The 19,946-nt window shown below is 45.8% G+C and carries 15 protein-coding genes and 2 rRNA genes; 4 read left to right on the top strand and 13 right to left on the bottom strand.

Annotated features, from left to right (window positions below):
• Positions 1-198: 198 nt before the first annotated feature.
• Together KCV26_00725 and rrf are read left to right on the top strand one after the other, a co-directional pair.
• Positions 199-3,100, top strand: a 23S ribosomal RNA gene (locus tag KCV26_00725).
• A 148-nt stretch (positions 3,101-3,248) separates the two neighbouring features.
• Positions 3,249-3,360: ribosomal RNA gene (gene rrf, locus KCV26_00720) — 5S ribosomal RNA — on the top strand.
• Positions 3,361-3,406: 46 nt separating this feature from the next.
• On the opposite strand, the gene KCV26_00715 is transcribed toward rrf, so the two are convergent.
• The 13 genes from KCV26_00715 to KCV26_00655 all read right to left on the bottom strand — a co-directional run bounded on the left by KCV26_00715 (position 3,407) and on the right by KCV26_00655 (position 17,996).
• Positions 3,407-5,632, bottom strand: coding sequence for a hypothetical protein (locus KCV26_00715; protein WZX36946.1), 2,226 nt, complete (start codon positions 5,630-5,632; stop codon positions 3,407-3,409).
• Entirely contained in the window at positions 5,629-6,531 is a 903-nt protein-coding gene (locus KCV26_00710; protein WZX36945.1) for a hypothetical protein, read from the bottom strand. Before KCV26_00710 ends, KCV26_00715 begins: the two co-directional genes overlap by 4 nt.
• A 62-nt stretch (positions 6,532-6,593) precedes the next feature.
• Entirely contained in the window at positions 6,594-7,436 is an 843-nt protein-coding gene (locus KCV26_00705; GenBank protein ID WZX36944.1) for a DUF4922 domain-containing protein, read from the bottom strand.
• A 35-nt stretch (positions 7,437-7,471) separates the two neighbouring features.
• Positions 7,472-8,170, bottom strand: a complete 699-nt coding sequence (locus KCV26_00700) for a DUF4919 domain-containing protein (protein WZX36943.1) — start codon at positions 8,168-8,170, stop codon at positions 7,472-7,474.
• A 141-nt stretch (positions 8,171-8,311) separates the two neighbouring features.
• The gene (gene fabD / locus KCV26_00695) at positions 8,312-9,193 is read right to left on the bottom strand and encodes an ACP S-malonyltransferase (GenBank protein WZX36942.1); all 882 of its coding nucleotides are present in this window, start codon (positions 9,191-9,193) and stop codon (positions 8,312-8,314) included.
• Positions 9,194-9,371: 178 nt separating this feature from the next.
• A complete protein-coding gene (locus tag KCV26_00690; protein ID WZX36941.1) occupies positions 9,372-11,027 on the bottom strand; it encodes an AMP-binding protein in 1,656 nt (551 codons plus the stop codon).
• 71 nt (positions 11,028-11,098) lie between these two features.
• Positions 11,099-11,659, bottom strand: a complete 561-nt coding sequence (locus tag KCV26_00685) for a helix-turn-helix transcriptional regulator (protein ID WZX36940.1) — start codon at positions 11,657-11,659, stop codon at positions 11,099-11,101.
• Between the two features lie 67 nt (positions 11,660-11,726).
• Positions 11,727-12,524: a zinc transporter ZupT gene (gene zupT, locus KCV26_00680; protein WZX36939.1), complete on the bottom strand. Its 798-nt coding sequence runs from the start codon at positions 12,522-12,524 to the stop codon at positions 11,727-11,729.
• A 6-nt stretch (positions 12,525-12,530) separates the two neighbouring features.
• Positions 12,531-13,331 (bottom strand): inositol monophosphatase, encoded by an 801-nt coding sequence (locus tag KCV26_00675; GenBank protein ID WZX36938.1) that lies wholly within the window; start codon positions 13,329-13,331, stop codon positions 12,531-12,533.
• Between the two features lie 34 nt (positions 13,332-13,365).
• Positions 13,366-15,900: a S9 family peptidase gene (locus KCV26_00670; protein ID WZX36937.1), complete on the bottom strand. Its 2,535-nt coding sequence runs from the start codon at positions 15,898-15,900 to the stop codon at positions 13,366-13,368.
• Positions 15,897-16,709 carry a 4-(cytidine 5'-diphospho)-2-C-methyl-D-erythritol kinase gene (locus KCV26_00665; protein WZX36936.1) on the bottom strand — a complete coding sequence of 271 codons (813 nt, stop codon included), beginning with the start codon at positions 16,707-16,709 and terminating at the stop codon, positions 15,897-15,899. Before KCV26_00665 ends, KCV26_00670 begins: the two co-directional genes overlap by 4 nt.
• A gap of 10 nt (positions 16,710-16,719) precedes the next feature.
• On the bottom strand, positions 16,720-17,418 hold the full coding sequence (locus KCV26_00660) for a DUF2461 domain-containing protein (GenBank protein WZX36935.1): 699 nt from the start codon (positions 17,416-17,418) through the stop codon (positions 16,720-16,722).
• Positions 17,415-17,996: a hypothetical protein gene (locus KCV26_00655; protein ID WZX36934.1), complete on the bottom strand. Its 582-nt coding sequence runs from the start codon at positions 17,994-17,996 to the stop codon at positions 17,415-17,417. The genes KCV26_00660 and KCV26_00655 overlap by 4 nt, the downstream gene beginning before the upstream one ends.
• A 281-nt stretch (positions 17,997-18,277) precedes the next feature.
• On the opposite strand from KCV26_00655, the gene KCV26_00650 reads away from it, so the two are divergent.
• Both KCV26_00650 and KCV26_00645 read left to right on the top strand, forming a co-directional pair.
• Entirely contained in the window at positions 18,278-19,048 is a 771-nt protein-coding gene (locus KCV26_00650) for a hypothetical protein (protein WZX36933.1), read from the top strand.
• Between the two features lie 14 nt (positions 19,049-19,062).
• Positions 19,063-19,893 carry a LytTR family transcriptional regulator DNA-binding domain-containing protein gene (locus KCV26_00645; protein WZX36932.1) on the top strand — a complete coding sequence of 277 codons (831 nt, stop codon included), beginning with the start codon at positions 19,063-19,065 and terminating at the stop codon, positions 19,891-19,893.
• Positions 19,894-19,946 lie beyond the last annotated feature (53 nt).

The following is a 19,946-nucleotide window of genomic DNA, read 5'->3' as shown; positions in this document are numbered from 1 at the left end:
TCAGACGGCTATCGAAGGGTGTTCGCGTTAAGCGTTTCCCCTTGGAAGCGATCTTTGACATGATGAAGTAAAAGTAAAAAGAGCAAGAAAATAGTAAGTAACAAAAAGCTAAGTATTTATCAAGCCCTGCTACCGCTGGTTCGTTTTTTCCTTTTGGGAAATTCGGGCGGTGTGGTACAGACGGCACAAATAAAGAGAAAATAAAGTACATAAGGGCACATGGGGGATGCCTAGGCTCTGGAAGGCGACGAAGGACGTGATAAGCTGCGATAAGCCGCGGGGATTGGCAAATACGAATCGATCCGCGGATTTCCGAATGGGGCAACCTGATACGAGAAGATTGTATCATTCCATCCAGTATGGAAGGCAAACGCGGGGAACTGAAACATCTAAGTACCCGCAGGAGAAGAAAACAAAAGTGATTCCCGGAGTAGTGGCGAGCGAAACGGGAATAGCCCAAACCGGTGTTGTTTCGGCAATACCGGGGTTGTAGGACCGGGAAGTGGCAAGAGACCAAGGAAGCGGAAGCGCCTGGAAAGGCGCATCGTAGAGGGTGATAATCCCGTACGCGACTCCCCTGGCGAAGCCTACCGGTATCCTGAGTAGCGCGGGACACGAGAAATCCTGTGTGAATCCGGCGGGACCATCCGCCAAGGCTAAATACTCACCAGAGACCGATAGTGAACCAGTACCGTGAGGGAAAGGTGAAAAGAACCTCGAACAGAGGAGTGAAATAGACCCTGAAACCATGTGCTTGCAAGCGGTCGGAGCCCCGTTTACGGGGTGACGGCGTGCCTTTGCATAATGAACCTACGAGTTACTCTTGTTGGCAAGGTTAAGCGCAATGATGCGCGTCAGCCGCAGCGAAAGCGAGTCCGAACAGGGCGCATAGTCAGCAGGAGTAGACGCGAAACCAAGTGATCTACCCTTGAGCAGGCTGAAGTTTTGGTAACACAACATGGAGGGCCGAACCGGTAAACGTTGAAAAGTTTTCGGATGACTTGAGGGTAGGGGTGAAAGGCTAATCAAACTTGGAGATAGCTCGTACTCCCCGAAATGCATTTAGGTGCAGCCTCGGATAATGAGCTTACATGAGGTAGAGCTACTGATTGGATGCGAGGGCTTCGCCGCCTATCAAGTCCAGACAAACTCCGAATGCGTGTAAGTGATCTCCGGGAGTGAGGGCGCGGGTGCTAAGGTCCGTGTCCGAGAGAGGAACAACTCAGACCATCGGCTAAGGTCCCCAAATATATGCTAAGTTGCATTAAACGAAGTTCTGCCGCTTTGACAGCTAGGATGTTGGCTTGGAAGCAGCCATTCATTTAAAGAGTGCGTAACAGCTCACTAGTCGAGTGGCGGAGCGTGGATAATAATCGGGCATAAGCATATTACCGAAGCCATGGAATTCTAATGAATTGGTAGGGGAGCATTCCGGTCCTGCGTTGAAGGCGTACTGCGAGGTACTCTGGAGCGTCCGGAAAAGCAAATGTAGGTATAAGTAACGATAATGCGGATGAGAAATCCGCACGCCGAAAGACTAAGGTTTCCTGATCAACGCTAATCGGATCAGGGTTAGTCGGGGCCTAAGGATAAGCCTAGAGGCGATTCCGATGGAAGAAACGGTTAATATTCCGTTACTGCTTTGATAAGTTATGTGGGGACGCAGAAGTGACACCACTGCCATCTGACGGAATAGATGGTTGAAGGGGGTAGGCTGTGACCGGTGCAGGCAAATCCGCACCGGGAGCTGAACCTGAAAGTATGGCAAGTCTTCGGATGAGCCAATAATGTGGGTAAGCAGACTGCCGAGAAAATCCGCTAAACGCCAATTATCAACGCACCCGTACCGTAAACCGACACAGGTAGTTGGGTTGAAAATACTAAGGCGCTCGAGTGATTCACGGTTAAGGAACTAGGCAAAATAGTCCTGTAACTTCGGGAGAAAGGACGCCACTGGCGACAGTGGCCGCAGAGAATAGATTCTGGCGACTGTTTAACAAAAACACATGGCTATGCGAATTCGAAAGAAGCTGTATATAGCCTGACACCTGCCCGGTGCTGGAAGGTTAAGAGGAGATGTCATCGCAAGAGAAGCATTGAATTGAAGCCCCAGTAAACGGCGGCCGTAACTATAACGGTCCTAAGGTAGCGAAATTCCTTGTCGGGTAAGTTCCGACCTGCACGAATGGTGTAACGATCAGAATACTGTCTCAACCGTGAGCTCGGTGAAATTGTAGTATCGGTGAAGATGCCGATTACCCGCGATGGGACGAAAAGACCCCGTGAACCTTTACTATAGCTTTACATTGAATTTGGGCATCCGATGTGTAGGATAGGCCGGAGGCTTTGAAGCAGGTACGCCAGTACTTGTGGAGCCGACGTTGAAATACGGCCCTTCGGGTGTTTGACTTCTAACTCCGCTCAAGCGGAGGACACTGTATGGTGGGTAGTTTGACTGGGGTGGTCGCCTCCAAAAAAGTAACGGAGGCTTCTAAAGGTGCGCTCAGGACGATTGGTAACCGTTCTAGGTGAGTATAATGGCATAAGCGCGCTTGACTGGGAGACTCACAAGTCGATCAGGTAGGAAACTAGAGCATAGTGATCCGGTGGTTTCAGTATGGAATGGCCATCGCTCAAAGGATAAAAGGTACTCCGGGGATAACAGGCTGATCATTCCCAAGAGCTCATATCGACGGAATGGTTTGGCACCTCGATGTCGGCTCGTCACATCCTGGGGCTGGAGAAGGTCCCAAGGGTTGGGCTGTTCGCCCATTAAAGTGGCACGCGAGCTGGGTTCAGAACGTCGTGAGACAGTTCGGTCTCTATCTATCGTGGGCGTTAGAGATTTGAGAGGCCCCGACACTAGTACGAGAGGACCGTGTTGGACAGACCTCTGGTTTACCGGTTGTGGCGCCAGCTGCATTGCCGGGTAGCTAAGTCTGGGCAGGGATAAGTGCTGAAAGCATCTAAGCACGAAGCCTACCTCGAGATTAGATCTCTTTATAAGGGTGGTTGTAGACGACGACCTTGATAGGCTGCAGGTGGAAGTGCGGTAACGTACGTAGCCGAGCAGTACTAATTGCCCGTACGCTTTATTTTCGTGCAAGCTCTTTGAATCGCAGGATTTGATAAATATGGCTTTTGGGTTGTTTGCCCGTGAGTATTGATCTTTTTACTTTTCATCATGTTTTATCAGCACAGGGAGAAGAAGAGCGGTCAGGAAAGACCTTTTCACTCCCGGACTTACTTAAGGTGGTTGTAGCGTTGGGGATCCACCTCTTCCCATTCCGAACAGAGAAGTTAAGCCCAATGGCGCCGATGGTACTGCACACAAAGTGGGAGAGTAGGTAGCCGCCGTCCTTTATCAGAAAAGCCTTCAGGAGAAATCCGGAAGGCTTTTTTTATTTTACTTTTTCTCATATACCTCATACCTCACTTTGTCCAAGATGACGGGTAAAATCTCCAGATCAATTCCAGCTTCACGAAGTTCATCCAGATCCTCGTCGAACAGCGATTTAAAAATGGGGAAGCTACCTGCTGATTTTACAGCTTGGATATACATCTCAACGGCTTTTTTGGTATTGGAGAGACAGAACTCTACGTGTCCGGCATTCAGGTAGTCGTGAGTATTGGGTTTGTTTTCGATGATTTGGGAATAGTACCGCTGTGCAACGTCGAATTTACGAGATAAGAATGCACACCAGGCTATGGAACGCCATGCGCGGGTATTGTCGGAACTCAATAAATCTACTTTAAAGTAATAGTTCAGTGCTTCGGCGTATTCGTCAAGTTCCAGGTAACAGTGGCCGATATTGAGCTGTATATTCAGGTCATCGGGTTTGAGTTGTTCCAGCCGACGATAATGTTGTAATGCGCTTTCGGGTTCTTTCAATAAGCGATAGCAATGAGACATGCGACGCAGAACCCAGGGGTTGTTTTCATCCATAAGGTCAGCTTTCAGATAGGCTTCCAGTGCTTCTTTTACTTTACCCTGCATCTGGTAACAATAGCCAATTTTCTGCCAGGTTTCGCTTGTAAGGGTTCCTTTTTTTGCCAGCATCAGATACGTCTCGCCTGCTTCCTGGAAGTTGTTTTTCTCGAAATAATACAAGGCTATACGTTCGAGATTCTTTGCTTCCGCAACGATAGGAAGGAACGGTTTCAGCCGATGATAGTCAAGAGGGGCTGCGAAAATATCGACAAAATCGGTTTTACGCGGATAAAGCTTGAAAAAACGGTATAAATCCTGGACATATTGTTTGCAAATAGTTTCTTCTTTTTGATACGGATTGAGTACGAGTTCCTCTTCTGCCATTTTTTTCAATTCCTCGCTTTCCGCTCCTAGTTGCGCTGCCATCATGTCGCGGTATTGTCCGGGCATAACCATTATGCTGAAGCAGAATGAGTATTTATCAGAGTTGCAAATCATTGAAGTGTTGAGCATAGCGGAAAGCAGGCTGTCACTCTCCGGTTTGTCCGAAAAGAAAGGTTGCAAGGAACTGTGTTGCTTGTCGAACGGCAGAAACCAGTTGCTCATCTCGTTGAAGAACGGGTAATTTTTAAGGTTGGAGAAAGTGGAGTGGAACACATCTGCACCGCCCATCTGCATGTCGGTAAACTCCTGCAGTTTATCCGTTAATCCGGCTTCATCCAGAATTTTTTGCCACTCGGGATTCTTTTCGTCCAAGCCGCTTTCGCCCATCCACTCTTCCAGGTTTATTTTCTTCCCGATCATCGGGCTGAGTTTCATCATTTCGGGAATGATTTCCTCCGTAAGTTTTTTAGTGATTTTTTCGGTTTCGTGTGCCTGAATAAACTGGATGATAACAGTCATGAGACGGCGCGCGAAAACCGCATCATCTGCCATTACCGACAACCTACCGGTGATTTCGGGATAATACTTCCACCGGTTTTTGTATTGTCTGAGCACGGCTACAATACCTACTATAGCCCGCAACGAGATTTCGGATTCGGCGTGGCTGCAGCTATCGAATAATAGCTCCACTTTCCGCCAGTCAAAACGTTGCAGAACGTTCATCGTAAGGGCGGAGATTAGCATGCATTTGACCGGAACGGGAATACCGGTGTGGCCTAGAAATTCGCGGTATGCCTTTACCTGTTCTTCGTTTGTTCGTGACGAAGAAAAAACTGCGTTAAAGAGATCCTGTATGGTATGCTCTTGTTTTACAGTGTTTTGTCTAGTTCGGGTCTGCCTTTCATCTTCGTCGGGCAAAAGACCGATGACTGAAAAAGTATCGATCTGGCGGATGATAATGTCCTGATATTCTTCTATGGATAATGGTTGACGTACATTAGCCATCCTTACTCTCTCGAAAAAAACGGAAGAACTGTTGCGGGTTTGCCACTGTTCCAGCAAATCATCGGCCAGTAAGTATATGTCGCGGACCAGGCGCTGGTAAATTTTTTGTTGTTCGGGATCCTTGTTACCTTCAACAAGGTAGTGGATCATATACTTGTAGTTGGTTTCAAGTTCCGATATTTTCTCCGCCGCAATCCAGTTTTGCAGACTGGCAGCCCAAGATTTTAAGCTATCGAAAGCGTCCTTCAAACGGTAACTTTCGATAAAAGCCAGAATATCGGCATGTGTTTTTGTCGCTTCATTCAAGTTCATATCAGTGTCTGTTTATTATCTTTGATAATCAAGACCGAAGGAAGACAGTGAGTCCACGAAAGTGGTGAGCCGATAAGCTTTTCCCAGCCGTTGAATCCGATGATCATCAGGTCTTGCTGTTGGATGAAGTTGAGTTCAATCTTTTTGTTATTGTCCCACAACTTTACCCGCCCATCGGTTTTCTTTGCAATAAACTGAAAAAGTTTCTGGAACTTTTGGTCGGATTCCATAAGTCCGATAGCATCCCACACGGTTACCGTCACATCTGTATTTTTTGCCATTTGATAAAAATAGGGAAACGAATAAGCATCTTCCTTATAGAGGATGGGCACGAAAAGCTGATTGGCATCCAAATAGTTGTTCTCAACAAATATTCCGGTTGAAAGCTTATTGCGGGCAAGTAGTGTGGATACATTGTTCAACGAGGAAGCTGCTTTTTCGTCGAGTTGCTGAAGAGCAGCTTCCGGAAGGTTGTTTTCCTCTCTTAATTTAAGGTATTTATGCCAAAGTGAGGAGTTGAAGACAGAACTTCCTATCCCCAACAACACCAGGTTGCAGTTATATTCGTCGGCAGTACGCAAGATATCTTCCACATAGTTTTCCGACTGTTTGACAAATGTGCGGACAGAAAGTTTGTTTGCCTCGCTCAGTTGGATGATATCGGAAAACAATTCGGATTTATACGTGTTCTCGTCCTGGATGTGTTTTGCCTGTTCGGCGTCAATTAAATTTAAAAACGTGACGGATGATTTGTCGGGCCTGAAGCGGACCATTTTATTCATGAGTGCTCCCAGTGCCTTTCCCGTCTTCACTTTTGAAAAACAGATAAGGGCATTTACTGGCCGTTTTAATTCATTTTCTCCTTCGATCCGTTTTAAAAGAATATCTACAAATTCCATACCAATGTCTTTTTAAGTTGAGAGCAAAGAACAAAGAGCAAAGATGAAAAGATTAAGATAGGTTATATTATCGGCATCGAAACCTGGGAGTAAATGTCTACTATCTCTTCTTTTCTGATTTTATTAAAATCTTCTTCACGTACCGTGATGATCAGTCCAGCCATATCAATGGCGCCCGGGCTGACAAGCAGCTGCCGTTTGCCTTCTTCATAAAATTGCCTGGGACGGTGAGCCTTACGAGGAAAAATATGCAGCACGTAGCGGTTATTTTCAACAAATGCAATGAGATTGAACAAAGGTTCTTCCTCTTCGGGCTGTCGGCTGTGCAGGTATTGGTACACATCTTCGAAACGTTCTTCCACCTCTGATTTCGAAGTACTTTCAATAACCAGACACGATCGAAGTTCGTTTTCTCCGGCCATCAGTATGGGGGACTTTAACCCTGCCTGCAAGTGAAAGTGATCGGGTGCCGATGCCCCGCACTTTGGCCCGTTATAGAAGACAATGTAGTCTGGCAGAAGCTCGGCAAGCGTCAGCATGTCGCCTGTTTTTTTACGGATACGCTGAGGAACGTGCGAGTGTAGTGTAATGGTCAGGTGGTTACGTAAGATAGGAAAGGGATTGAGGAGAATGATGTACTTATCGAGAAACGGGATTCCCGACTGAACTTTTGGACGGTTTTTCTCGCATAAGAAACAGGGCCGTTTTTCGATATTGCTCTTGTCCACCTTAGCAGATACAGATTCAATGCGAGATGGATTGAACTGGATGTCCACTTTTAGTTCGTTCCCCCAATTGAATTCTTTTACGTTTATGTGATCAAGCTGTTCTGTGCCAGCTCTCAGTTGTTCCCAATCCCTTTGCTGTTCAATAAAAAGTTGATCTATTTTTCGTTGAAGTTGCATCTTTCGGTCATTTGAATAACAAAGAGAAGGATAATTTAAATCTTCCCGCTTCCTTTTCGTTTGACATAATCGAAAGTAGGCGAAATATTGAAGTACATTTTATCCACCCCAAACCGGTTGGGGGCAAGCGTCAAGGAGTTGCAGTCGCAGTTTTTCTCGATTTTATCCTGGCCTCCGAACTTAAAACCTAAAAAGCCCAACAAGTCGTATTCGTGAGAAACCTTTATCACGTAATAAGGGGTCGACTTCAACATTCCATCGCCCGAGCTGATAATAGCTCGTTGTACAATGTTTCTTTGTTGAGCTGTTTTTTTGTATGCATCCACATTATTTTTTTGCGCATAAACCAATAATTTGGCGTTTAAGGCCCGCATGTTAAACGGATCTTCTGCCAGTAAAGCATCGGCAAACTGCAATACGTCATCATAATCCCGGTCTGAAAAATGCTGTTTGTTAAGAACGGTGGCCATCCGGGCATTGTACTGCGACGTATCAGCCGGATTGTACGATGGTTGAAAAACATAACCAAAATACAAATGACGCTGTTCATCCACTGTCATCGTAGAGTCTCCCAGTTTATAGCGTTCCATCAAATTGGAATAATTGAAGTTGGAAGAACTGTTGTTTATGTTCCGTTCAATTAATTTATAATCGGGTGCGGTTGGGCCGTCATATTGTGCAAAAAGTGTTATGCTACAAAAGGCAAGCACAGCCATGATCGTTAATTTTTTCATTTTTTCGGTTTTTTGATGAATATGCGAACAAATGTATTTTGTATTTTCGATTTTAACAAATTAGTTTCACTAACAAAACTTAAATAGACATCGGATGTCAGACCGCTTCCCTTTTAGACTCTTGGAGGTCTGTCGTCACTTTTATTGTTTCCCCGAAACAGTTACGTTTTTATCGATCTTCGATACCAAGCCTTGCAGTACGTTTCCCGGGCCAAGCTCCATAAACTCGGAGGCGCCGTCGGCAATCATGTTCTGAATCGATTGAGTCCATTTTACAGGCGCAGTCAGCTGTGCCACTAGATTTGCTTTTATAACTTCCGGGTCGGTCTCTCCGATTGTAGAAACATTCTGATAAACCGGACAACAGGGCCTGGAGAAGGAGGTCGCAGCAATTGCTTCGGATAATTCTATTTTAGCGGGATCCATGAGCGGTGAGTGGAATGCCCCACCCACTTTTAGCGGGAGAGCCCTTTTGGCACCGGCTTCTTTCATTTTCTCGCAAGCGATTTCAATCCCTTTCAGCGATCCGGAAATTACAATCTGTCCCGGACAATTGTAATTGGCAGGAACAACTACCTCGTCGATCCCGGCGCAAATTTCTTCGACCTTATCATCGGACAGGGCCAGTATGGCAGCCATGGTCGAAGGGTTCTTTTCGCATGCTTTCTGCATGGCCAACGCACGTTTATAAACCAGTTTTAATCCATCTTCGAACGACAAGGCTCCGGTGGCCACCAACGCTGAAAATTCTCCCAATGAGTGGCCTGCAGTCATACTGGGACTGAACTCGCCTCCCATAGTTTTAGCGAGAATTACGGAATGAAGAAAAATAGCCGGCTGGGTGACTTTTGTCTGGCGAAGATCTTCGTCTGTCCCTCCGAACATTAAATCCGTAATACGGAAACCCAAAACTTCGTTGGCTTTCTCGAACATTTCTTTCGCCAACGGTGATGTCTCGTACAACTCTTTTCCCATACCGACAAACTGTGCTCCTTGTCCGGGAAATACATATGCTTTTTTCATACGGTTGTTATCGTTTAATTTTTTTTATTAAAGTGGTTATGACAATTGAGCGAAGCGGGAGGCTGGTTGACTCCCATCCGGTCGTTGAAGGTGGGGTGCAAGCTGACTTACGTGCTAGTGTCATAAGAATATCATTAAAATTTTCTGTTTAACGTTTCAATAGGCATTTTGTTTTGGATCAACTGTCTTTTCCCCTGATCTCCACCCGTCGGATTTTTCCACTTATGGTTTTTGGCAGTTCATTTACGAATTCAATGATGCGTGGATATTTGTAGGGTGCTGTTACGTTTTTCACGTGCTCCTGAATATCGTGTGCCAAGTCGTCATTTGCTTTCTCTTTGTATTGTGGTGCTAAAACGATGGTGGCTTTGATCACTTGCCCTCGAATTTCATCGGGTACACCGGTAATGGCGCATTCCACAACAGCGGGGTGTGTCATAACGGCGCTTTCCACTTCAAACGGACCAATTCGGTAACCGGAACTTTTGATGATATCGTCGGTCCGTCCTACAAACCAGTAATAACCGTCTTCGTCGCGCCAGGCCATATCGCCGGTACGGTAAAGGTTATTGGTATATACGCTGCGTGTGAGTTCTTCATCGCGATAGTATCCCATAAACAGAGCCAATGGACGTCCTTCATCGGTACGAAATACAATTTCACCCTGCTCGCCGTCTTCTGCTGAACGACCGTCGTATGTAAGCAAATCCATTTTATAGAGGGGATTAGGCATACCCATTGAACCGGGTTTAGGTTCTATCCAGGGGAAAGTAATGACAGTGGGAGCCGTTTCGGTCTGCCCAAAAGCTTCCATCATCTTGATTCCGGTTTTCCGGTAAAATGTTTCGAAGACCGAAGGATTTAACGCTTCCCCTGCAGTGGTACAGTATTCCAGTGACGATAAATCGTATTTGTCCAGCTCCTCGCGAATGAGAAACCTGAAGATAGTTGGTGGAGCACAAAGTGAGGTTACTCGGTATTTCGAAATCATCGAGAGCACATCGGCAGGGATGAACCGTCCTTCAAAATCGTACACAAACACGCATGCACCCACAATCCATTGCCCGTAGAGTTTTCCCCACACGGCTTTCGCCCATCCGGTATCGGCTAAGGTCAGGTGTATGCTGTTCTCGTGCAGGTTGTGCCAGAATTTTGCGGTGGTGATGTGCCCGAGGGGATAGGTAAAGTCGTGGATGACCATTTTGGGTTGTCCTGTGGTTCCCGACGTGAAATAGAGAATCATGATATCCTCGTTCTTGTTCACCTGTTCGGGTTTCACAAACGGTACGGCATTCTCTACGCCGTTGTGAAAGTCAATCCACCCTTCGGGAATGTTCTTTCCAATCATAATCCGGTATTTTACCGACGGTGATTTTGGCATGGCTCCGTTTACGTGCTCAATCAGATTGTCGTCTTGTGAAGTAATTATCGCCTTGATGTCAGCTGCATTGGCACGATAAACAATGTCCTTGTCGGTAAGCAGGTGTGTGGCGGGAATAGCCACGGCTCCTATTTTATGAAGAGCCAGGATAACGTGCCAGAACTCGATGTTCCGTTTGAGAATCAACATCACCATATCGCCTTTCCGTATGCCCAGGGAAAGGAGGAACGATGCCGTTTTATCGGATAACTTTTTTAACTGGGAAAAGTTTAAGTCTTTGTGTTGGCCTTTATCGTTTGTCCAGCACAAAGCGCGTTTGGTGGGATGTGTTTTTGCCCATTCGTCCACCACATCGTAGGCGAAATTAAAATTCTCGGGAACTTGGATTGCATAGTTGTCTACAAAATCCTGATGCGATGAAAACGAGATTTGTTTTAAAAATTTTTCTAACATAAAATTCTGCTTCACGTAATTTGTTCGCGTAACTAATTAGCTGCACGTTATAGGTTGCGTTGTTGATCAGCCTATGGCTCGATCACCACAGCCAGGAATTTCACTGCTTTGTTGTTCAACGCTTTCATCCCATGGGGTAATGAGGAATCGAAATAAATGCTGTCGCCTTCGTTTAATGTGATGTTTTTACCGTTATGATGGAAAAGTAGGCTTCCTTCGAGCACGAGGTTGAATTCCTGTCCGGGATGAATATTTAAGAAAAAATCGGTGTCCTTTGCTTTTGGTTCTACCGTTACGATGAAGACGTCGCCCATATTGTGGGTGAATCCAGCCGTCAACGACTGATATTTATATGCTGCAACGCGTTCAACAGCGAGGCCTTGATCCTTACGGGTCACGAAGTAGGAGGTCATTCTTGGCTCCGTACCGAACATCAGCGTAGCCAGGTCCACATTAAACTCCTTCTCGATACGCTTAAGGAGCGATATGGAAATGTCGTTTTTCCCTTCTTCATAGGCTAGATAGACACTTGTTTCAAGCTCAAGGCGTTGAGCCATTTCGCCGGGCGTGAAATCCAGGGCGTCGCGCAATCCTTTTATGCGTTCTCCAATTGCTTTTATATCGGTAGTCATGTCTGATGTTGTTAAAGTGTGTATAGATAGTGTACAAAGTTAATCAATTTCTCAGCAATCGTGCTTGTCAAATAAACAAATATAAACTGACCGCCATAATAACCATTCCTGTAACCAGGCCAATGATCGAGAGGTGGTGCTTTCCGTATTTCTCGGCACTCGGAAGTAGTTCGTCCAACGATATATATATCATAACCCCGGCAATTATAGCCAGAATAAGTGCATCGAGTACGGGATTCCAGAACCTGATCAGAAAGAGGTAAGCAATAATGGCTCCTACCGGCTCTGCCAGACCCGATGAAAACGATAACCAAAAGGCTTTTTTTCGGCTTCCTGTAGCGTGATAGATGGGAACAGCAACAGCAATGCCTTCCGGTATATTGTGGATAGCAATGGCTACCGTAATGGGTATAGCGACTTCCAGCGAGTTAATCGCTGTCATAAACGTAGCAATCCCTTCGGGGAAATTGTGGATGCCAATAGTGAGTGCGGTAATGATACCGGTATGTTTTAACCGCAGCTTATTTTTCTTCATTTCTTCCACACCGTGCATCTCATGAGGGTTGCTCGATTTGGGAACCAGGAAGTCGATAAGCGCAATAAAGGCAATCCCTCCAAAAAGTGCCAGAAGCATATACAGGTTTGCTGTTTTTTCGCCAAAGGACTCCGATAGCATTTCGAGTGCCTTGGGCAACATCTCCATAAATGAAACGTAAATCATTACCCCTGCCGACAACCCTAAGGCGAAGCTCAGGAAATTGGTATTGGTACGCTTGGCGATGAGCGCAATAAGGCTTCCAATGCCGGTTGAAAGTCCGGCAAACAGCGTAAGGAGAAATGCGGTAAGAACTACTTGGTTATCCATGTCGGGTTATGGGTTAGTTTCTCCGTTATTGATGATTTTATCCATTATCTCCTGGTGGATCTTTCCGTTGCTGGCCACCAGTTCTTTGTTGAAAATATAATTGCGGCCTCCCGAAAAATCGGTGCATGTGCCTCCGGCACATTCCAGGATAAAGGTTCCGGCCGCCACATCCCAAGGTGAGAGGCCTGAATGGAAATAGGCATCGCTTCTTCCGCAGGCAACATAACAGATTTCAATGGCTGCCGAGCCTTTGATCCGAAAACTGCATTTTCGGAATTGTCCCGCGGCGTTCTTAAGTATTTTCTCTCCCCGGTCATCAAGGGAATAAGGGATCCCGAACCCGATGTATCCGTTCGTAAGCGTTTGGTGCAAACTGGTTTTAAAGGAATTCCCGTTCAGGGTAACCTTACCTTTGGCAGAAGCGGAAAACAGCTCGTCGGCAACGGGGTCGTAGACAACTCCCAGAATAATCTCCCGGTCCTTCATCAATGCGACACTTACAGAAAACGGAGTGTCACCGTGAACGTAATTGGTGGTTCCGTCCAGTGGATCGATGATCCAAGTGTACTGTCCATCAACGTAAGTGACGGTGCCCTCTTCGGTAAGGAAAGTAGCGCCGGGAATCAATTCTCCCAATTTTTTCACCAACATTTTTTCGGCTTCCGTATCGATGTGCGTTACGAAATTTCGCGTACCTTTCAGTTCAATATCCGATTGATGCAATTGTGCTTGCTGTTCTTTCAGAAATTCTCCCGTTGAACAGGCAATCTGTTCAACGTTATTGCGTATTTTATTGATGTCTATCATCTTTATTTAGATTCTTCACATTAGCTTTATAAATCTATTTCTCTCCGAACATCGAGTCCCACCAACGTGAATCACCTTTGAGCCACTTGGCGAACCACGCGTAAATGGCGTTGTTCCAGGCGATGCGTTTATCGTAATCGTAGATAGCGTGATTTTCACCCTCCACCTGGATAAATTCCACCGGCTTGTTCAACAACTTCAGAGCCGTATACATCTGAATACTTTCGCCGATGGGGACATTCGTATCGGCGGTACCGTGCAACAGTAGCAGTGGGTTTTTAATTTTATCCGCATGGAAGAGCGGGCTTTGTTCCGTGTAAAGCTTCGGATTGTTCCAGGGATAACTGCCCGCACTTGCTCCCGCGCTGTAGGAATATCCCCAATACCCTTCGCCCCAATAGCTGGTAATGTTACTGATTCCCGCGTGAGAAACCGATGCGGCAAACATATCGGTTCGGGTAATCAGGTATTGTGTCATGAATCCGCCGTATGAAGCCCCGATGTTCCCAATTTTTGTGCCATCCACAAACGGGTGTTCGGCAACAAATTTTTGTACGCCTTCAATGATTTCTTCCGCCGTTTGATCACCCCAGGCATTTACGTGGCGGGCAGAGAATTCCTGTCCGTATCCGGTGGTTCCGCTCGGTTGCAGCGTATAAACAACGTAGTCCTGTGCCGCATAAACGTGCAACGGATAAGTGCTTTCAAAACCGCGGGAGGTAGGGCTTGAGCCTCCGTAATAATATACGATAAGTGGATACTTCCTGTTCGGATTGAAGTGGGGAGGGAGGTAGTACCTGCCTTCTATTTCATCGCCAAAAGAACTGGTGAATTTCCAATCCTTCACTTCGCCCAGGACTAGGGTGTTGAGTTGTTTGGCATATGGGTCGGAAATCAATGTAGATTCGTTTGTTTTCAGGTCAAGCAGGTAACTTCTGTTGGAATTGGAAACACTCACCCCGGTATAAGCGGCCCACCGTCCGTTTCCGGAGATGCTGAACGAACGGATAACATCCTCTTTCAAGGGAAGTTTGTCGAACTTCTTGGTTTTGGGCGAGTAGCGATACACGTTGGCCCGGTCTCCTTCTTCCACGCGGTAATAGATGGAATGATCCGCAGAGTTCCATTCCTGGGCATTGATAGCGGGATCAAAATGTTTCGTTACAGGATCAACACGCCGGGTTGCCAGGTCCATAATAAAAGACTGAGTGTCGTAACTGTTGGCGATTTGTCCTTCTTTGACATTCAATCCGATACCGTTGAAAGCTTCGGGTGCGCCGTGAATCAGTAACTGCTTGCCGTCGGGAGAAAACTGCGCCGAATAGGTGTATGTTTGGTCTTTCCAGACGGTATCAACAGCCATTGTTTCGAGGTTCAGCATATACAGGCTGCTTTTGCTGAAAGGGCGTTGTGATAAGTCCTCCCCCGAAGTAGAGAAAAGCAGGTATTTCACGTCATCGGTAACGTCGTTCAACGTAGCGGTCTGCCTTCCGAAAGTGAGCTGCTGGGCAAATCCCGTTTCAAAAAAATAACGGTAGAGGTAGAACCTGTCGCGATAATGGGCCTGGCGGTCATCAATACCGATAAGCCTTCTTAGTCCACTAGGCGTAGTGACGGACAGGGTCTCTTTGGACGAGTAGAACATCGATTTTTCGTCGGGAGCCACGTGGAAATTTTCTTTCGGAAGCTGTTGAGCAATGATTTTTGTTTCCGAAGTCAACGGGTTGAGCGTGTACATTGTCCTGCCGTCGTTGTTGTCCGCTACATAATACAAAATGTCGGATTTAGGCATCCAGTTGAGTTGTGAACGATTGGCTGTCTCCGACAAAACGGTTCGTTTCTGCCGTGTATCGTAAATCTCGGTATAATTACGGTTCTCTCCGCCTTTTATTGTTTCCCTCAAACTGAGCAAAACAAACCTGCCGCTGGGGGAGACAGAAGAACTGTTTACCCTCGTCCCCTCCAGGATATCGTTGATGGAGATGCGGCGTTTGTCGATGTTGTTGAAGGAGAAATTCAACAGGGAATCTCCTTTGTCGGGTTTCAGTTCGATTTTGACGGCCGGATCGATTTTGTTTTCGGCCGATGCCAATAGTTTGATGATGATCCGAGCGTTGTTCGTAAAGCCGTTTAGGAAAGCATCAACCGACCCCGATTGATGGATGCTGTCGTTTACCTGCGTTTTGGTGGCACGCTTTACATCGTTCACGTAAAGTTCGAGCGGGTTGGGCGAGGTAACGGTTAGTTTTCCCTTTCCGTAGCGGTCACCGGTAACAAAGAACGAAAGCAACTGGAACGCGTATCCATTCTCCGGCTTCGGAAGGTGGAAAAATCCTGCCGTATCGGGTTCCAACAGTGTTGTAAATCGTTCCTGTTCGGGAAACGAAATGGAGTAGGAGAGCAGCGTTTCATCCGAAAACTTGCTGTCTTTGAGGTCGGTGCTGTCCAGCAATACCGGTCGCTGAACAGTGATGGGCACGAATGAATGGATGCCGGACGGCATGAAGTTCCGTTGCGCCGAAAGCGGTAATAGTACACTCAGTGTGATCAGAAGGAGGTTATATCTCATAATTCTTTATTTTTCCATACCCAGCAATTGTCAAACCTTATGTCCGTCTCTTTCTCAAAAAAGCCGTAAACCGATGAGCCGGAGCCGGACATGGATGCATATACTGCGCCTTTGGCGTACAATTGTTCTTTAATCCTGCAAATTTCGGGATATTTTTTGAAAATAGGCGGCTCAAAATCGTTTTTCAGCAATCCTTTCCATTCGGAAACCGGTTTTTGGATAATCTCCCCAAGCGGTATTTCCGGCGGCACAGGTGAAATCAGGGAGTAAGCCTCTTTTGTGGAAACGGTGATATCGGGTTTTACCAATACGAAAAAGTAGCTGCTCAAATCCAAATCCACTTCTTCCAGCAGATTGCCTGTCTCTTTTGCAAAAGCCGGTTTATTTTTGATAAAAAACGGGCAATCGGCACCGATTTCCGCCGCTTTTTGTTCCAATTCCGGTACGGTATAACCCAGGGAAAACGTGTCGTTCAGTAATTTCAGCATAAATGCCGCATCCGATGAACCTCCGCCCAACCCTGCCCCGAAAGGGATCTTTTTGAATAAATGAATATCAATGCCGGGAATCTTTTTTTCCTCCGAAATCAGTTTCAGGGCCTTTATGACCAGGTTGTCGTCCATATCTCCCTGTATGGTTGCTCCTGTCTGGAAGAGACGAAAATCTTCTTCCCGGCCTGACGGAACGATTTCTAATCCATCCCTTAATCCGATAGGATAAAAAAGGGTTTCCAGGTTGTGGTAACCGTCGCCACGTCTGGAAATAATGTTTAGTCCTAAATTTATTTTCGCGTTGGGGAAACAGATCATGCAAGTATGTTTATAGAGGTGCAACTTCTTCCCGGGCTTCCACCATCAACCGGTATAGACCGGCAAGATGAGTGAAATCGTCGGCAAGCAAAAGAGCGAGCGCATCGCTGTAAATTCTTTCGTCCGAAACGGGAAGCGTCTTCATCACGTAAACAGCTTTCCGGTTCATCCAGGGCTGAAAAAAGTCGGACAGGGTGTTGTGGACAGGTTTCTTGTAACTTTCGCCTTCAACCGAAAAACCTCGTCCAAACACATCTTTCTGAACCAGTTCCCGGAAAGTGTCGGGTTCGCCTTCAATCTTCTCCCGGAAAACATCCATCACTTTGCGCTTGGGTGCAAAGAGCCCCATACCCAGCATGACATGCTCCGTGTTAAGCTCCATAAAATAACCCGGAAAATTTTCCCACGATGTGCCCATGCGTTGAAAACTCATCCACAGGCAGGCGTTGTAAGGATCTTTGTTTTTTGAGAAACGGATGTCGCGGTAAATACGCGATAATACCTTGTGCGTGCGGAATTCAAACAAGGAGTCTATGTTGTGCATGGCCGGCGAGAGCGTGTTTACCAATGCCCGGAAGGGTTGTAGCAGTTCAATCTCGTAAAGCTCACGGTGATCTTCGAACCATTGGCGAAAGTTGTTCTCTTTGAGATCGACCAGAAACTGTATGGTTTCGGGTGTGAATCCCGAAAACGACGGCACGGTTTTCATTTTTTAACAATGCTGTATGAGTCGGCGGCGATGTGATAGAACGACAGGTAATCTTTTCCTTCTGAAGTTTTGCGTTCTGTTAATCGTTTACGGAATTCGTTCACGCGATCCATTTCAGAGCTGCCCACTGCTACACCTTCGGCTTTTTGCTCGGTTTCGCAACCTTCACCGCCTTCACCGTGAGTAACGGTTGTGTTTTCGACAATTTCTTTTTCCATTTTCTGAAGATCGGCTTCCGTGATCCTCTCTTCCACCAATGTGCCTTTTACCACCACCTTGTTGTCAACGCACGTTTCGTTGAATTTTCCCAGTGTACTGTTCGACTCTGCACGAATGCTCTGCGCGTCGGTACTGCCTTGTAAAAAAAGTTTCATGCCGCTTTTGGCACATACGTGCGTGGCAAGGCCTACAACCGTGACAGGTTGTCCAACATATTCCCCGGGATTCGACAACAGGTTGTCAACCGTTAACGTTCCTTTTTGTGAACTACCGGTGCAGCCCGAAAATACCAGAAATCCCGAAAATACCAGGAATGAGAAAACGACAGCAAAAGTTGTAAATGAGGTTCTCTGTTTCATCTTGATTGATTTAATTGATGATTAAACTTCAAAGGTATCTGTTTTTAGGCAGAAACGGAAAAATCAGGAAAAATATTTTCAGTCATGCGCCACTCCTGTTTTTCTTCAATTTCAGTTTGAATGTGTTAAAGATTTCTGACTTTGTGTCTTTCCACAGAAGATTCATCAGGTATTTTACTTCATTCGTCGGGAAAAATACCTCGTTTCATCGATTTTGTCTTGCCGGATGCTTCACTTTGTATGTATCTTTGTGTAAAAAAAAGTTTTAAACAATATATCTTATGGAAAATAATGAGCAACAAATGAATTTCTCGGGCAGATCGAAAGGTGGTCTTTTCGGTTTTCTACTGATTTTAGCGGGAACGTTGTTTCTCGCTTTTAATTTTGGCTGGATCGATCCGGCGTTACGTTCCGTCGTGTTTTCCTGGCCTGTTTTATTTGTCGTTTTTGCAATTATTGCCCTTTTTAAGAGAGAGTATCTGGCCCTGTTTTTCTGGTTGGCCCTGGCTGCTTTTTTCCTATTGCCCCGTATCGCTCATTTATATCCTGATGCGCTGCCGGGTATTAACGAAGGTTTTACCGCAACCTTCTGGCCTGTTCTGCTTATAGTAGTCGGAGCGGGAGTTATATTAAAAATACTTTTCGGAAAAAAAGCCTGTTGCCATCGTCATGGTCATATACAACGGCCTTTGAATGTTGATAAAATGGAAGGCACAGACGGTATCTATGTCCGGGAAGTTGTTTTCGGCGGTATCGAAGATATTTTTCTGGAACCTGTGTTCCGGGGAGGACGAATTGAAGTTGTCTTTGGGGGAGTAGAGCTCGATCTGCGCCGGGCATCACTGCCCGAAGGTGATACGTACCTTCAGGTTGAAGCCGTATTTGGCGGCATAAAATTGTACCTGCCCGATGATTGGGTGGTTGTGCCTAAGATAAGTACCGTTTTGGGGGGAGTGGATAATAAACATTTCTCAAAATCAGCGAATCACGATACTTCTCGCCGGTTGCTTATCAGTGGCGAGATAGTTTTTGGTGGTTGTGAAATTCGGTAAGTAGTTTTAGTAAAATGAATTTTTTTCTTCCGAATAATTTATCGCGTATATTGACGATATCTGTCCTGTGCGTCGTCTATGCATTTATGCAGGCGTTGGCATTCCGTTCGCTTGTAACGTTTCCTTTCCCCCAATTGATGTTGGACGGGATGATGAATGCGTTGTTTTTTACAGGTGTAAGTTTTTTGCTCTGGAAAGTGGTCAAGTACGGGAATTTTGAAACATTGGAAATTTATCAGCGTTTTATCAATTACACTGCACTTGGTTTCTTAGCCATAACCATTTGGACGGGTTTAGGTTATATTTCGGCTTTTTTGGTTTTTAATCCGAAAAACCTGATGGAAGCCATAAAGATGTTTCCGCTGAAAGCTTTCGTTGCTTTTCTCATATATCTCCTGTTGGTACAGTTTTTCAGGGTAAGACTTGCTGAAAGGGAGGCCTCTCCCCAGCCGGTAGATGAGGATACGGAAGAGGATTTGTTGAAACCAGGCGATATTGGCACAGAAGAAATCCAACCGCTCGAACGTATTGTTATCAGATCGGGACAAAAGATAAACATGATTCAGGTTTCAGAAATTGTTTATTTCCGGGCCGAAGGCGATTATGTGCGTATTTTTACCGATTCCGACAAGTTTTTGAAAGAAGAAACCATGAAGTATTTCCAACTTCATTTGCCTGATAAGCAGTTTGTAAGGGTGCATCGTTCTTATTTGGTCAACACGGTAAAAATATTGCGCATCGAATTGTACGAGAAACAAAATCAACTGCTTACCTTGAGTAACGGTGATAAAATAAAAATCAGTGCCTCCGGATACAAGCGGCTTCGGGAAAGGCTGGGCTTGTAACAAAATCTTATTGTAAAGTTTGTTAAAACCTGGAAAACCGATTTGATGTTATG

The organism is Petrimonas sulfuriphila, from assembly GCA_038561985.1.
Classification (GTDB): domain Bacteria; phylum Bacteroidota; class Bacteroidia; order Bacteroidales; family Dysgonomonadaceae; genus Petrimonas; species Petrimonas sulfuriphila.
Note: the sequence above shows the minus strand (reverse complement) of the source record. Positions and strands in the feature narration are given on the sequence as shown.

Excerpts from the sequence above, each read along its gene's own strand:
- KCV26_00685 (WZX36940.1), bottom strand. The coding sequence starts at position 11,659 with ATGACTACCGATATAAAAGCAATTGGAGAACGCATAAAAGGATTGCGC.
- KCV26_00660 (WZX36935.1), bottom strand. The coding sequence starts at position 17,418 with ATGAAAACCGTGCCGTCGTTTTCGGGATTCACACCCGAAACCATACAG.
- KCV26_00715 (WZX36946.1), bottom strand. The coding sequence starts at position 5,632 with ATGAACTTGAATGAAGCGACAAAAACACATGCCGATATTCTGGCTTTT.
- KCV26_00665 (WZX36936.1), bottom strand. The coding sequence starts at position 16,709 with ATGATCTGTTTCCCCAACGCGAAAATAAATTTAGGACTAAACATTATT.
- KCV26_00705 (WZX36944.1), bottom strand. The coding sequence starts at position 7,436 with ATGCAACTTCAACGAAAAATAGATCAACTTTTTATTGAACAGCAAAGG.
- KCV26_00675 (WZX36938.1), bottom strand. The coding sequence starts at position 13,331 with ATGATAGACATCAATAAAATACGCAATAACGTTGAACAGATTGCCTGT.
- KCV26_00690 (WZX36941.1), bottom strand. The coding sequence starts at position 11,027 with ATGTTAGAAAAATTTTTAAAACAAATCTCGTTTTCATCGCATCAGGAT.
- KCV26_00670 (WZX36937.1), bottom strand. The coding sequence starts at position 15,900 with ATGAGATATAACCTCCTTCTGATCACACTGAGTGTACTATTACCGCTT.
- KCV26_00710 (WZX36945.1), bottom strand. The coding sequence starts at position 6,531 with ATGGAATTTGTAGATATTCTTTTAAAACGGATCGAAGGAGAAAATGAA.
- zupT (WZX36939.1), bottom strand. The coding sequence starts at position 12,524 with ATGGATAACCAAGTAGTTCTTACCGCATTTCTCCTTACGCTGTTTGCC.
- KCV26_00700 (WZX36943.1), bottom strand. The coding sequence starts at position 8,170 with ATGAAAAAATTAACGATCATGGCTGTGCTTGCCTTTTGTAGCATAACA.
- KCV26_00645 (WZX36932.1), top strand. The coding sequence starts at position 19,063 with ATGAATTTTTTTCTTCCGAATAATTTATCGCGTATATTGACGATATCT.
- KCV26_00655 (WZX36934.1), bottom strand. The coding sequence starts at position 17,996 with ATGAAACAGAGAACCTCATTTACAACTTTTGCTGTCGTTTTCTCATTC.
- KCV26_00650 (WZX36933.1), top strand. The coding sequence starts at position 18,278 with ATGGAAAATAATGAGCAACAAATGAATTTCTCGGGCAGATCGAAAGGT.
- fabD (WZX36942.1), bottom strand. The coding sequence starts at position 9,193 with ATGAAAAAAGCATATGTATTTCCCGGACAAGGAGCACAGTTTGTCGGT.